This is a genomic window from Ruegeria sp. ABF4_144, assembly GCF_056160045.1.
This window is the reverse complement of record NZ_JBSWWK010000001.1, coordinates 2,114,214-2,129,390: the sequence shown is the minus strand read 5'-3', so window position 1 is coordinate 2,129,390 and position 15,177 is coordinate 2,114,214. Positions and strand designations below refer to the sequence as shown.

General features: G+C 54.6%; 6 protein-coding genes. All 6 read left to right on the top strand.

Going from position 1 to position 15,177, the window contains the following annotated elements; translation table 11 throughout:
• Positions 1–10: 10 nt before the first annotated feature.
• The gene (locus ACXAGD_RS10665; protein WP_475210429.1) at positions 11–2,281 is read left to right on the top strand and encodes a TOMM precursor leader peptide-binding protein; all 2,271 of its coding nucleotides are present in this window, start codon (positions 11–13) and stop codon (positions 2,279–2,281) included.
• 23 nt (positions 2,282–2,304) lie between these two features.
• The gene (locus tag ACXAGD_RS10660) at positions 2,305–2,823 is read left to right on the top strand and encodes a hypothetical protein (protein WP_475210428.1); all 519 of its coding nucleotides are present in this window, start codon (positions 2,305–2,307) and stop codon (positions 2,821–2,823) included.
• 104 nt (positions 2,824–2,927) lie between these two features.
• Positions 2,928–4,154, top strand: coding sequence for an FAD-dependent monooxygenase family protein (locus ACXAGD_RS10655; protein WP_475210426.1), 1,227 nt, complete (start codon positions 2,928–2,930; stop codon positions 4,152–4,154).
• Positions 4,151–11,020 carry a tryptophan 7-halogenase gene (locus ACXAGD_RS10650; protein ID WP_475210421.1) on the top strand — a complete coding sequence of 2,290 codons (6,870 nt, stop codon included), beginning with the start codon at positions 4,151–4,153 and terminating at the stop codon, positions 11,018–11,020. Before ACXAGD_RS10655 ends, ACXAGD_RS10650 begins: the two co-directional genes overlap by 4 nt.
• A 1,093-nt stretch (positions 11,021–12,113) precedes the next feature.
• Positions 12,114–13,823, top strand: a complete 1,710-nt coding sequence (locus ACXAGD_RS10645; protein WP_475210418.1) for a sensor histidine kinase — start codon at positions 12,114–12,116, stop codon at positions 13,821–13,823.
• Positions 13,820–15,160, top strand: a complete 1,341-nt coding sequence (locus ACXAGD_RS10640) for a sigma-54-dependent transcriptional regulator (protein ID WP_475210415.1) — start codon at positions 13,820–13,822, stop codon at positions 15,158–15,160. Before ACXAGD_RS10645 ends, ACXAGD_RS10640 begins: the two co-directional genes overlap by 4 nt.
• The last annotated feature ends 17 nt before the right edge of the window (positions 15,161–15,177 follow it).

The window sequence follows — 15,177 nt, the reverse complement described above, 5'->3', positions numbered from 1 at the left end:
AAGCGCTCTTATGTATGACAGTGCCATTGCGGCACCACGGTTCAAATCCAGCATCAAGGCAACCGTAGTTCCCGAAGCAGGCTTGTACTTGTTCAACGAGCAAGGTCACGTCTGCCTGAAGTCTAAGATCTTTTCCGATCTGGCACCTTTTCTGGACGGAAAGCAGTTGGTCGAGGATATCTTCGACCAGCTGTGTCAGAGCTATGCCAGCGCCGATATTCTCTCTGCTCTGGACCTGCTCAAAAAGCGCGGATTTCTAGCCGAAGACAGTTCGGTGATGCCGCGCGACCAGCAGGCTTTTTGGGAATTGGCAGGGGTGAACCCTGTTGAAGCGGCAGAGCGTTTGAAAAACACGCCGGTAGATGTCGTTTGCATTGGCCGAAATGGCGACAGTCTGCGCGCGCTTCTCGAAAAAAACGGGGTGCGCGTCGTTGATCGCGGCGAGCTGAGCGTTGTTGTAACCAACAACTATCTTGCCGCTGAATTGGACGTTTTGAACAATCGGTTTGTTGCAGAAGGTCGGCCGTGGATATTGGTCAACCCAGGCGGTATTCAAAGCTGGCTTGGCCCTGTATTTCTTCCCGGTGAAACAGCCTGCTGGGAGTGTCTTGCACATCGTCTGAGATGGCACCGCCGCGTTGAAACCCATATCGGTAAACTTTCAGGTTTGGCTGGCACCCGGCTCGCCCCAGAAGCCAATAATGACACTTCACAGACCGCAGCACTGGCAGAACTCGCTACTGAAGTGACCCGTTGGATCGGTGTCGGCGGTCCGTCGGTGTTGGCCAACCGGGTGATCAGCACGGACCATCTTTCGATGGAACGGCAGGAGCACACTCTAACTCGCCGACCGCAATGCCCGGTATGCGGTGACAATTCCACCAAGCCCGAAACACCACCTAAACCAAATCTACAGCCGCGACCCAAAGTTCGTGGCTCAGATGGAGGGCATCGGTCCTGCCACAGCAATGATGTGCAGGCTATTTTGGACCGAAATGTAAGCCCAATTACCGGAATTGTTGGCTCACTCGCCCCAGGTGTTCGGGGTGATTATTCGGGCCAAGGGTCTTGGATCACGCCAACCTATTCCGCCGATCACAACTTTTCTGACCTGCATGACACCGGGTTTTTTCTGCGCGAAGGATTTCGGCGGCGATCAGGTGGAAAAGGTCGAAGCCCAGAGCAGGCTCGTATCAGTGCTGTGGCTGAATCCCTGGAACGCTACTGTGGCGTTTTTGATGGGACCGAGCCTCGACGCCTTGCCCGGGTCAAGGATTTGGAAGCACCAGTCATTCTACCGAACGAATGCCAGGGCTACAGCGCTCAACAATATGCGGATCACGCTGCGCTTAACCGAAAAGATCATAAAGCATACTGGGTTCCGGAACCATTCGACAGCGAAGCCGAAATCGAGTGGACACCGCTGTGGTCGCTGAGTGATGGCACGATGCGATACCTGCCGACATCAATGTGCTATTTCGGCTATCAAGGCAACGGCTCGGCCTATGGACGTGCGGATTCCAACGGCTGCGCCGCTGGGGGCACACTGGAAGAAGCTATTCTGCAGGGTTTGCTGGAGCTGATTGAAAGAGATGCTGTCGCGATTTGGTGGTACAACCGGCTGATCCGCCCTGGCGTGGATATCGCAAGCTCCCGCGATACATACGGGCGCGATCTGGCGTTGCACTACCAGCAGATGCACAGAAACCTGCAGGTGATTGATGTAACAAGCGACATTGGCATACCTACCTTTGCGGCCATTTCAGGCAGAACAGACAAGTCTGAAGAAGACATTATTTACGGGTTTGGCTGTCATCTCGATCCCGAGGTCGCCCTGTCGCGGTCGCTTACGGAAATAAACCAGTCTCTGGAAGCCGTCCCAAAAGCGGGCGGTACGGCCGTCGAAACGACCCATCTCGGCAGTTCCGAAGCGATAAACTGGTGGCGGACAACGCGCCTGTCCGAAGCTGGCTATCTTGTGCCAGACACCAGACAACCGATGCTAAAGCTGGATGAAAGCGACAGTCTGGCAAGTGACGATATTCTCACGGATATCGAAACCTGCGTGTCGCGGTTAAAAGAACATGGCATTGATGTCTTTGTTCTCGACCAGACTCGGCCAGATGTGAATTTTCCAGTGGTGCGAGTTGTAGCCCCGGGCCTACGCCATTTCTGGGCCAGGTTTGGCCCAGGGCGCCTTTATGACGTTCCCGTTCGCCAAGGGTGGCTTTCTATGCCAACCCGAGAGCAAGACCTGAACCCCCACGTGATACAATTTTGACTCATTGAGTGAGGACCCCCCAGATGACTAGCAGCTATTTCGACTATGCCCGTCCATTCGACATCATGATTGGAATGTGGACTGGTCATTCAATCGTTTACGACAATAAGGGGAAGTACCTCTACACCGGACCCAGTATCCTGACGATCGACTGGAAAGAACCCGGGAAAGTAATGCACTACAGGCAGGAAGATCTTGGAAGCCTGGACGAGCTGATACAAGAGCACGAACATGGTAAGTCGCTTAAAGATCTGTTTGTGCTGCGTGAGTTTGAACTGCAAGTCGACGGCAAGTCCTGCGAGTCGATCACCGGTGACGTCAAAGTCCACGGTGTCGAGAGTTCCCCCGGAACCTACCTCTTTCATTTGAACTTCCCGACCGGGGACTACTACAACAATCAGTATTTCCTCAATCCCAATCAGCGCCGGATAATCGGACCATTTGTTCCCCGCGATGCAGAAGGAAAGACAGACGGTTTCCAGTTTGTCGTCTCGCAAACCTTCGAGCGAATTTCCTACGACGTCCCCGAAAACGCGTTCTGAGTCCTTTGCCACACCCAGCCGTACCACACCCAGCTAAGCCACGAATGAAAGGCGACCATGCGCTTGTCATTGGTGGGGGTATTGCGGGAATGCTTTGTGCAAATATGCTAAAGGACCGTTTTACCAGTGTTACGGTTCTGGAACGGTCAAACTACGGGGAACCTTCGGATGGCGCCCCCGCAACACGCCCCGAAGTGCCGCAAAGCCACTGCCTGCACATGTTGATGGGAGCTGGCGCCCAAGCTTTCGACGAACTGGTTCCTGGTTGGCGCGACGAACTGATTGCACGCGGTGCGGTGGCTTATGACGCGGGCGCAGATGTTGCAATGCGGGTGGCCTCAGGGTGGTTGCCGAGGGTTGAAACGGGCATAACCCTTTATGGCGCTTCACGCGGGCTCATCGAAAGCGCGCTGCTAGCAGTGTTACGCGAAGCCCACAACGTGACGATTCAAACGGTCCTGCGCGTCATCGGGCTTGAGGTCTCGCGGGATGGCGATCGCGTATGTGGTGTGAGGCTTCAGTCGACCAACGGCGCTTTGCAAGTTTTAGACAATGCTGATGTGGTCGTGGATGCCAGCGGTGCCGCCTCGCGTCTGCCACGCTGGCTTGCCCGGATTTATGGCGAGCAGCATCAGATCGCGATGACCGAAGTCGCACCGGGTCGACAATATGTTTCACGTTGGGTGCGGTTAGCACCAGATCAAACTCCGGACTGGCAAGGCCTTGCGTTGGCGCCGACCCATGGACGTGCAGGGATGATGATGCGGGCAGAGAACGATCTTTGGGGAGTGGTGCTGCAAACTCCCGAAGATGTCCCATTGCCGACCAACGACGAGACTTTTCTTGCGTCGGCGGCGACGCTACCAGCCGCAGAGCTATATGACGTACTGAAACGCACTGAGCCGGTGACGCCCCCGCATTTGTTTGGTCGCACCGCAAATCGCCGTCGGCACTACGAACAATACTCTTTCTGGCCAGACAATCTGTTTGCAATTGGTGACAGCGTCTGTGCGCTTGACCCCTATGCTGGGCTGGGAATGACGGCGGCGGCCCGAGGTGTTCAGTTGCTGCAAGGGTATCTTGATCAGCCAGAACGCAAGACAACCATCGCGGCGAACCGCTTCCAGTCTCAACTTGCCAAGCATAACCAGTTGCCTTGGATGATCGCAACGAACGATTGGACAGCAGCAGCGTCGCAACCTGGTTTGGCCGATCAGATCAACAGCCTAACACGAGCTGCCCCTTTTGATCCTTCTTTGGCCATAATGCTGTTGGAACTCCAGCATATGCTGCGCAAACCGGAAACCTTAACAAATGAGGCTGTTTCATGAAAATTGCTGTACTTGGTGGCGGAACGGCCGGTTTTATTGCTGCAGCCCATATGACTCGCTATTTCCCGAAGGCTGAGCTGTGGCACGTTTACGATTCCCGCATCCCGACAATAGGTGTCGGAGAAGGAACAACACCACGCTTTCCTTTGTGGCTGGAAGAAGTCACAGGCATCGGACCGGACGAACTGGGCGCGCGTTGTGGCGCGACAGTAAAGCTTGGGTCACACTATGAAGGATGGGGATCACATAGCACGGATTTCGTAAACAGGTTTCAGCCGCCGCGTCTTTTCGGATACCACTTTGACGCCGGTCGTGTGACTGGGATTGTCAGTGATCATGTGCGGGCAAAGCAGCTTGATGCCCGGGTTGTGTCCCTTGAGGCTCTGCCCGGCGGCGTAGCCATCGGTTTCGAGGAGGGCAGTCAACTGGACTGTGACTATGTGTTGGACGCGCGGGGATTTCCTCCGGGAGCTTGGGCGCAAGCGCCGGAAGATCCCGAGATCATTCGCATGGATTGGATACCTACTGGCCGCGCGATGGTGCGCCGCTTACCCCCCAGTACCGAGACCAGCATGTCCCGTTTAGTCGCCCGACCGCACGGGTGGATATTTCAAATCCCGCTGCGGGATTGGACCTCCTGCGGGTATGTTTTCAACCCTTCACTCAGCAGCGACGAAGAAGTTCTGGCGGATTTCGACGTTTTTCTCAAAGAAGAGCAGGTCGAACCAACGGAAATCCGTGTTCGCGTAAGTTTCCCGAACTTCATGCGCCGCAACTGGTTTGACGGTCGGATTTTCACCATTGGCAATGCCGCATCCTTCGTCGAACCGCTTGAGGCCACGGCCATCGGCGCCACGATCATGCAAGTCCGCATTGCACAGCGCTGGATGACGGAACACCACCCGCAAAGCGCGCCGGATGTGGGTGCCGTCGAACACGCGAACCGGACCATGCGCTCTTATGTCCTGCGCAACTCACTGTTTATTACCTGGCACTACGCACGTGGATCGCGATGGGACAGTCCGTTCTGGAAACTGGCGTCCCGCAGTCTTGAGAGCGCGCGCGGGCATGAGTACCTGGCGGGCCATATGAATGCGATGACCGATTTTCTGGACGTTGGACGCGACTTGCCCGGCGCAGAAATCGGGACATGTACAGAACAGGAAAAGTGGGAGCGGGAAATACTGCCACAGCTGACGAAATTCATACCGTTTGGCAACTTTTCGGAACTCAATTTTGCACAAGTCGGCCATGGTATAGGATACTATGGGCAAACAAAATGTCGGTGGGTGACAGCGCAAATGGCTAACGTGCAGATGTCTTTTGTTCCGGGCTTTCAATTGTCCGAGACTCTCTATGAAAGCACCAATTCGTTCGTGTTCCGCGCAACGCGCGACTCTGATGGTGAACGCGTTGTCATAAAAATCCTCAAAAGCGATTTTCCCAGCGCCAGCAGGCTTGCGCGCTTCCGCAGCGAGTTCGAGATTACAAGCAGCCTGAACCTACCGGGCGTGATCAAAGCTCTGGACTTACAGCGCCATGACAAGTCGCTCATGATTGTTCTGGAGGACTTCGAGGGGATCTCTGTCGCGGATCTGCTGTCGTCCCGAGCGCTGTCACACGAAGAATTCCTTGAGACCGCTATTCAGATTGCCCGCTCTGTTGACGGCATTCATCAGGCGCGCGTGATCCACAAGGATATCTCGCCTCAAAACGTGCTCATAAATCCGGGAACTGGCGAGGTGAAATTGATTGATTTTGGGATCGCGACGCAGTTTTCGACCGAGCATCCAATCCTGAAAAGTCCAGAGGTTCTAGAAGGCAGTTTGCCCTATATTTCTCCCGAACAAACCGGGCGCATGAACCGAACGCTTGACCATCGCACCGACTTCTATTCGATGGGTGCAACCTTCTACCAGATGCTCACAGGTGTGCCGCCTTTCGAGGTTGACGACAAACTAGAGCTTGTACACTGCCACGTCGCCCGCGAACCTGTTCCTGCCCATAGGCAAAATCCGAACGTATCGCTGGCTCTGTCCAAGATTGTTCAGCGAATGATGGCCAAAAAGGCTGAGGATCGCTATCAAAGCGCCCTTGGCATAGTTGCAGACCTTGAAGCTGTACGGCTTGGCATCGATCTCGACCAGTTTGTGCCGGGTCTCAAGGATCGTGCGCAGCGTTTTACGGTGCCTGAACGGCTGTACGGTCGTGATCAAGAAGTGCGCACATTGCTCGAAGCATTTGAACGCGTTCGTCAAGGACCTGCTGAGATGATGTTGGTGTCCGGCTCTTCGGGTGTCGGCAAGACGGCGTTGGTGAATGAAGTTCATAAACCGATCACCCGAGCGCGCGGCTATTTCATCAAGGGCAAGTTCGAACAGTTCAAAAAAAACGACCCGTATTCGGGCCTGACGGTCGCCCTGCAGGACCTTGTGCGGCAATTGCTGACCGAAAGCCAGACACGGCACGCAACCTGGCGCAAGGAACTCAATGACGCTTTGGCCCCGAATGCGTCGGTCCTTCTGGATGTTGTGCCAGAGCTTGAGTTGATCATCGGGCCACAGCCTGCTGCACCAGAGCTGGACACCACAGAGGCCATGAACAGGTTCAACCAAACCGTTCGCCGGTTTTTGCGCGCGCTTTGTGCCCACGACCGGGTTGTGGTCCTGTTTCTTGATGATCTTCAATGGGCCGACAGCGCGACGCTGGGCCTATTGAAAATTGTTTTGACCGACGATCAGATTGGCCGCCTGCTTTTGATCGGCTCGTATCGCAGCAACGAAGTAGACGCGATGCATCCCATGTCGCTGGCACTTGAATCGGTTCAGGAGGCTGGGGGGCGCCTGTCAGATTTGTCACTTGCCCCGCTGAGCGTGTCCGATATCGCAGATTTGATTGCGGACACGTTTCATGCGGATGCATCACAGGTTATCGAATTGGCGCAACTCGTGGTGCAAAAGACCCAAGGCAACCCGCTTTTTACACGGCAGTTTCTGATGGACCTGCACCATGAAAAGCTGATTGTCCAAAAGACCGTTAACCCCAACGAGCCCACGAAATGGACGTGGGATATTCAGGCGATCCGCGCGGCAAAAATCACCGACAATGTGGTCGACCTTCTGCTGGAAAAACTGCGCAGGTTGGAGCAGGGCACACAATCCGTCCTGCAAATTGCATCCTGTGTCGGCAACCGTTTTGACATCGACACACTCGCGCTGATCTTAAAAATCGAACCTCAGGAAGCGTTCGAACGCCTGCTGCCGGCTATTCAGAAGGAAATGATCCAGCCGCTCTCTGATCTGGTCGTGACCGAGACGGATAACGTCTTGTCCCCGCTTGTCGTGCGGGACTTTGAGTTTCAACACGACCGTATTCAGCAGGCCGCCTATGATCTGATCGATACTGACGGGCACAACAGCGTCCATCTTGCCATTGGACGCCAGCTCAGAGCTCGGCTGACACCGGAAGAGTTAAATGACCGAATTTTTGAAGTTGTCGATCAACTCAACATCGGGCGGGGCGGAATGGAAGATCGAGCAGAGCAGCTTGATCTTGCGCATCTTGACCTGATTGCAGCGCGCAGGGCTTTTGACTCGGCTGCCTATGAGGCCGCGCTGTCTTTCGTGAACGTTGCGTCAGAGCTGTTGGGACCGGACGGTTGGGACGAAAACTATGAGCTGATGTTTGAAGTTCAACGCCTGTCCGCAGCGCTCGAATACTTGACTGGCAATTTCGAGCGATGCACCGAAATTGTGACCACAACGTTGGCGCACGCACGAACTGACCTTGAAAAGGCGGAAATTTTCTTCACGCGTATTGCGCAGCATACTTTGCTGATGGAATTCGACGAAGCCATTGATGCAGGTATCAAGGCCCTGGGGCTCGTCGGCGTCCAGATGAGCCTCGACAATCTGGAAGAAGCCGGCCAAAACGCGATCGGCCAGGCTGCGGCGATGCTTGGGGCCACAAACCCGGCGGTGCTTTTCGACAATGCAGACGTCGACAGCCCTGAAATCGCGCTGGCACAACGCAGCTTGCGGCATCTGACCATTGCAGCGTTCCTGAACAACCAAGAGCTTTTCCCGCTGATTGTCGGGACCTCGGTACAATTGTCTTTGAAGCACGGTAACGCGCCGGAGTCTGCACTGTTTTTTGCCAACTTCGGTCTGATCCTAGGCGCGTTCATGGGCAAGTACCGAGAGGGCGCGGCATTCGGTGAGCTGTCCTTGCGGCTCTGCGACAAGTTTGGTGCACGTGCCCCGACAGCAACTGTGTGTCTGGTTACCGGCGTGGAGCTTATCCCGTGGGTGGAACATGTACGTAATGCGATACCCGTGATCGAACGTGGCTATCGCGAGGGTATGGATTCAGGCGACATTCTTTGGGCGGGTTATCTGGTAATGTACCGCGTCGTGATTGACAGCTTCGCGGGCAAGCCGCTTGAAGACGTGCTGGATGCGATGCCAACCCAATTGGACTCCCTCCAACGCGCGCAAAACCACGGTGCTGCGGCTGGTATTAATGCGTATCGGCTTGTGCTTTCAACGCTGGCAGGACGGACGCAATCCAGCACAGATTTTTCCACCGAAGATCTGGACGAAGCAACATTTCTGGCCGGGTGTGAAGAGAACCAGATGTCCATGGCCATCTGTTTCCATAGAATTCTAAAAGCCCAAGCTCATTATGTGTTCGGTCGACCGCAAGAAGCGCTTTCTGAGACGCGTTTGGTGGAACCGATCCTCAGCTTTGTCGTCAACCATCCCTGCCTTGCCGACCACCTTCTCTATCAATCGCTTTCGATCGCCGCGCTTCTTCGGGATGGCGAGACCGATCCCGATATGCAAAGCCGTCTGGAGGCAAATCACGAAAGGCTGACCCAGTGGGCGGAGTCCGGTCCGGACAACTTCCTGGCTAAAACCTTGATGGTAAGGGCGGAAATTGCGCGCCTGAACGGCAACGATGCAGATGTGCTGGACCTGTTGGACGCGGCCATTGACGCAGCACAGAAGGGCCGGTTTCTACAGGATGAAGCGCTGGCGTGTGAACTAGCCGCGCGACACGTGATTGAGCGTCGACCCAGTGCTCGGATCGGTTTGATGTACCTACGCGATGCGCGGTATGCCTACCGTTTGTGGGGCGCGCATCGCAAAGTGGAAGAGCTGGAACTGGAATTCCCTCAACTCCTCACCGAACATCGCGATCATCGCGCAACCACGCAACAGATCACTGAAAGCCTGACCTCAACAACCAATAGAACGACCAATCAATTCCTGGGACAGGACCTTGACCTGAATACCCTGCTGAAAGCGGCTCAGACGATCTCAGCGGAAGTGGTGCAAGGGCGGCTTCTTGATCGGTTGCTTGGAATTCTGATCGAAAACGCCGGTGCTCAACGCGGCGTGCTTTTGCTTGCACATGGCGACGAACTGGTAATCGAAACAGAGGTCAGCGTTACATCCGAAGTTGGTGTATTCCAGAATCCCGTTGCTCTCGATTCCGACCAAGGATCCAAAATTCTCCCGGCCAGCGTAATCAATTTTACGGCGCGAACGCACGAGGTCGTGCTCGTGGACGACGCTCAGCTTGACGAGCGTTTCATGGTTGACCCTTACGTTCAGCAAAACGAAACGCGTTCAGTTCTGTGTCAACCTATCCTCCACCAGAACGAATTGATTGGCCTGGTCTATCTGGAAAACAATCTGGTGAGTTCGGCCTTCAAGCCGGAACGAGCACAACTGTTGTCGCTGCTATCAGGACAGATTGCCGTTTCAATGCGCAATGCTGAGATCGTTGAGCATCTGGAAGAAAAAGTTCGTGAGCGGACGGAGCAGCTTGAGGTTCACGCAAAATTTCTTGAACAGACGTTCGGCCAGTTTCTTGCCACGGAAGTTGTGGATCAGTTGTTGAAATCGGCGGATGGGGTGGACTTCAGCGGGAAGAAAACCACGGTTACCATGTTGATGTCAGATCTGCGGGGGTTCTCAACCCTCTCTGACGAGTTGCCGCCGGAAAGCATCGTGGCAATGCTGAATACATATCTCAGCGAAATGACCAACGTCATCCAGAAATACAATGGCACAATTGATGCCTTCATAGGCGACGCGATCTTGGTGGTGTTTGGCGCACCCTTGCAACGGCCCGACGATGCTGACCGCGCTTTGGCCTGTGCGTTGGAAATGCAGCAGCGGATGGGTCGGGTTAACGAATGGAATACCAGAAATGGCTTCCCGGAAATCGAGATGGGCATCGGTCTGAACACGGGTGAAGTCGTCGTCGGCAATATCGGTTCTGATAAACGCGCGAAGTATAGCGTAGTGGGCAGAACAACCAACCTGGCTGCAAGGATCGAGAGCTACACTGTCGGTGGCCAGATACTAATCGCAGATAGTACGCGCGAAGCCGTCAAAACGCCTATCGAACTAGGAGCGATGCGCACTGTTGAGCCCAAAGGTTCTGGCGATCCTTTGAAGCTTTATGAATTGATTGGCATGGGGGGCACCTATGCGATCACCCTTTCATCGCAATCTGTGGAGATGGCAGACATCAGCTTGCCCGTTGCGCTCTCGTACAGAGCGGTTGTCGGTAAACAGGTTGTGGGTATGGCGCAGCACGGTCAGCTAGTGAAGCTTTCCCCTGTCGAAGCGTGCATACAATCCGAGACAGCGCCAAAACCTTTCAGTGATCTTCAGTTTCAGATCAAATGGGAAGGCGGGTCTGACAGCGATCTGACGCTTTACGCTAAAGTAATGGACCAGCATCACGACGATGGTTGTTTTATGGTGCGCTTCACAGCGGTGTTGCCAGATGCGCGCGCGACCCTTGGCGAGATTATCGAGAAAAACAGAATGTTACGCAGTGGCTCCTGAACTCTTGAGATAGGTTCGACGACTTTACCCGTGGCAAAGTTTTTATAATCTGCGTTTGCTCGGTTTTGCGGACTGCCAATGCAACACTGCAACATCCAATCGAGTTTCCGGTTTGGGTAGTCAGTCTGTTCGAACTCGCATTGATGCCGCGGGCTCTATGGGCGTCCGCCATATCGACTTTTTGGGGGTAGTTGTCGGGCCTGTTGAGTTTGGGACCCCTTTTGGTTCGATCACCAATAGGTAGACTTCACCGTTTGCGACAGGCGGGTGCTCTGCACCATTTGGGACAACATAAAAGCTCTCCAGCTCTAAGAACGACATCGCGATCTCGCAATTCGAAGCGCATTGTGCAGCTTAGAATGAGAAAGAACTCATCCGTTTGCCGGAACTGCTGTGCATTCGGTTTGCTCTGTCCCTTCGAAGTTTAGAAGGCCTCCTGTAAGAATGTGGCATCGAAGTTTCCCAAGCTGGTTAACAGGATGCACTTGAAACACGCTGCCGCTCACAGCCAGATCTGCCTGTCCTGTCAAAATTGAAGCAATTGGCGGAGCGAGAGGCTGGACAAGGGGGTAAAGCCAGCCTCTCAATCTCGGGGGTCTCGGAGTTGTGTGTGTGGTTGCTCCGTTAACTCCACCCTAACAAACGAGATGTGGCCGCGATATTGGGGGTTCCCCGTAGCGGTTCGGTTTAATCTCTTAGACACAGTTCGAACAGGACTTGCAGGTAGTAATCGCTTCTCCAAAACCCTAGCCTCCACGCGTGCTATGTTTCCGGCTTACGGATAAGCACAGAACCGCAGGGTGAGTTCTAGATGCTCAGGGTCGAACTCGTGCAGCGAACGGCGGGTTCGGTGAGCCGCTCGGCATCGTAGGCTACTGGTCAATGGCAGGTTTGGGCCGCGTCTACATGCTGAAAGCAAAAGTTGTTTCGGTAGGATGCTTCATTGGTTAGCCTCTCAAAATCTTCGGTCATTTTTTGTTTGGCCTCAATGTGCAGATGTCGAATTAGAAGTCTTGGGATGGACGGCTAAACCCCACTGTGATCCTATGCTGTCGCAATCTATAGGCATTCAATGCGATCAACTTCGTATATCGTGGGTATTTTAGTCGCCATTGCCGCGAGCATTGGCCTTTATTTGGTTTCTTACCAATACTTTGTTTCGGAGGAGCTTTCGAAAGCTCAGGGTCGGCTCTCTCTTTACCAAAGCTCGGTTAGCAGCGAACTCGAGCGATTTTCCCACTTCACATATGTGCTGTCACAGGATTCCTTTGTAGTTGGAACAGCCGAAGGAGACGGCACCGGAACTTTAAACCGACGCCTCGAGGATTTTGCGGAGCAGGCCGGGCTGGATGCGATCTACCTGATGGACGAAGACGGGATCACGATTTCCGCATCGAACTACCGCGACACAGGGAGCTTTGTTGGCCAGAACTACGCTTTCCGCCCGTATTTCCAAAGTGCCATTTCTGGTGAACAGGGCCGCTTCTATGCCATCGGGGCAACGACTGGTTTGCCAGGATACTTCATCGCCAATGCAGTGCTTGACGACCAGGGCGCTTCAACTGGCGTCATTGCGATAAAGATCGATTTCTCTAGTCTTCAGGATAGTTGGAAAAACTCAGGCGAACAGGTTCTATTGGCCAACGAAGACGGTGTCGTTCTGCTTTCTTCAAACTCGGATTGGCAATATCGTGCGTTGACGCCGCTGTCGGAGCCACAGCAAGAACGAATTCGAGATGCCAGGCAGTTTCCGGGGCAAGACTTAGATGCGTTGGATTGGGTTGAGTTGCCGGGGGATCAGGCCAGAATTGCGGGGACGAAGCGTTTGCATCTTGCAACGACAGACTTGCCCCATGGGTGGTCGCTTCACTATTTTGCAAGTGACGATCAGGCCGTAGCGCGTAGTTGGCTTGTAACTGCAGTTTTTGTCCTTTTGGCGGGGCTCGCATTTATCTTCTTCCAAGTACAACGCGCAAGACGCGTAAGCGCGGCGTTGGCGCGATCTGAAGAGGAAGAAGCAAAGCTACGTGAGGCGAATGAAAGGCTCGCCATCGAAATTGACGACCGTAAGACAGCCGAGCAGAGCCTCAAACGCACCCAAGGCGAGTTGGAGCGCGCAAGCCGATTGGCGGCTCTGGGACAATTATCCGCGTCGGTCACGCATGAACTGGGCCAGCCCATCGCTGCGATGCGCAATCATCTAGTGGCAGAAGAGATCTCATCTTCCGGTGAGTCCAAGCTGCCGCAAAAAATCGGAAGCCTGGTTGACAGGATGGAGGGGATAACACGCCAATTGCGGTTTTTTGCACGTTCAGAGAGTGAGGCGTTCGACGACGTGGATTTGTGCGCCTCGGTCAACGCCGCTTTGGCGTTGGTGGAGCCAAACATCGCGCAGGGCAAGGTGAAGGTCTCAATTGATGCGCCGATCGGTCCGGTCTTTATCCGGGGCAATGCCCTGCGGATTGAACAGGTCATCACTAATCTCGTGCGCAATGCGATTGACGCGATGGATGAAGCGGATGCACCTGAAATCCATATCGCTGTCATGGCTTCTGACGATGAAGCAGTGTTGGAAATTCAAGACAACGGCCACGGGCTGGGCGAGGCAACGCTGGCTGAGCTGCAAGAGCCATTTGTAACCACAAGGGAGAGCGGGCGGGGCATGGGCTTAGGTCTGGCTATCTCCACCAGCATTGTCAAAGATCACGTTGGCATAATGACGGCCCGAAACCGTGATGGCGGCGGAACAATTTTCTGTGTCACATTCCCGATGGCCCCAGTTACGGAAAAAACGCGCGAATGACTCAACAACAACCCTTCAAAGTTCTGGTCGTTGATGATGACAAGTCGATGCGACAATCTCTGGTCGAGTTGCTCGAAGCCGCAGGGTGGACTGTCAGCGCCTTGCCGCGCGCGACCCAGGTGACGGACCATCTGGCCAGCGCCTCGCCCGATGTCATTCTTTCGGATGTGCGTATGCCTGGCATGTCGGGACTTGAATTGCTGGCCAGCCTGGACAGGCATGTGGCGCCGCCGGTGGTATTGATTTCGGCACATGGTGACATCCCGATGGCGGTTCAGGCCATACAGGACGGGGCGTATGGGTTCATCGAAAAGCCATATGAACCTCGGCGATTGCTGACGGTGCTGAGGCACGCGGCTGAACAAAATCGAATGCGGAAAAGCAATGCCCGCCTTAAAGACCGGCTGTTCAAACTGTCAGGGCTGGATCGCATCCTGCTGGGTCAAACAGACGCCATTACAGACTTGCGACAAGAAGTACTTGATCTTGCTGATACCTCGGTTGCGGTTTTGTTGCAGGGGGATACGGGCACCGGGAAAGAGCTGGTTGCCCATGCTCTACATGATTTGGGCCGCTCACCGGAAGCACCGTTTCTGGCGCTGAACTGCGCCGCATTGTCTGCCGATACGTTTGAGGTGGAAATGTTCGGCGTCGCGGGTGAATCTGATGGAAGGCTTGTGGCGGCATCGGGCGGGACCTTGTTTCTGGATGAAATCTGCTCATGCCCGCCTGCAGCGCAGGCCAAGCTGTTAAGGGTCATCGAAGATAAGCAGGTGCTGCCGGTGGGGGCTGTGTCGCCAGTGCCAGTAAGCTTCAGGGTCGTGTCAGCAACCAACGAAGATGTTGTACTGGCAGCCGAGGAAGGCCGCCTGCGTCAGGACCTTTTGTTTCGATTGAATACTGTTGTCCTGTCTTTACCTCCACTGCGTCAAAGACGGGATGATCTGGTTCTGTTGGCAACGCATTTCTTGAACGAATACGCGCAGGTCTATGAGATAGACGCGCCAGAACTCGATCAGGATGATTTGGCCGCTTTGCTTGCGCATAGCTGGCCCGGGAATGTACGTGAATTGCGCCATGTCTGTGAACGGCGCATATTGGCGGCCCGACGCGGAGGAGGGTCGGTGGTGCAGGCTATCCAAAGCGATCAGCACTTCGACGAAGTGCCGGATACGCTGCGCGAAGCGGTTGCCGCTTTTGAACGTGAACTTATCGGCAAAGCCATCAAGGCACACAAAGGCCGCATGGATGCCGCCGCCGAAGCGCTTGGGATCGGCCGCCGGACACTCAACGAAAAGATCGTCAAACTCGGTCTCGATAAAGAGGCGCTGTTGTAGGAGAAATCACTCTGCGG

Coding starts and splice junctions, on each gene's coding strand:
- ACXAGD_RS10655 (WP_475210426.1), top strand. CDS start 2,928: ATGCTAAAGGACCGTTTTACCAGTGTTACGGTTCTGGAACGGTCAAAC.
- ACXAGD_RS10660 (WP_475210428.1), top strand. CDS start 2,305: ATGACTAGCAGCTATTTCGACTATGCCCGTCCATTCGACATCATGATT.
- ACXAGD_RS10640 (WP_475210415.1), top strand. CDS start 13,820: ATGACTCAACAACAACCCTTCAAAGTTCTGGTCGTTGATGATGACAAG.
- ACXAGD_RS10665 (WP_475210429.1), top strand. CDS start 11: ATGTATGACAGTGCCATTGCGGCACCACGGTTCAAATCCAGCATCAAG.
- ACXAGD_RS10650 (WP_475210421.1), top strand. CDS start 4,151: ATGAAAATTGCTGTACTTGGTGGCGGAACGGCCGGTTTTATTGCTGCA.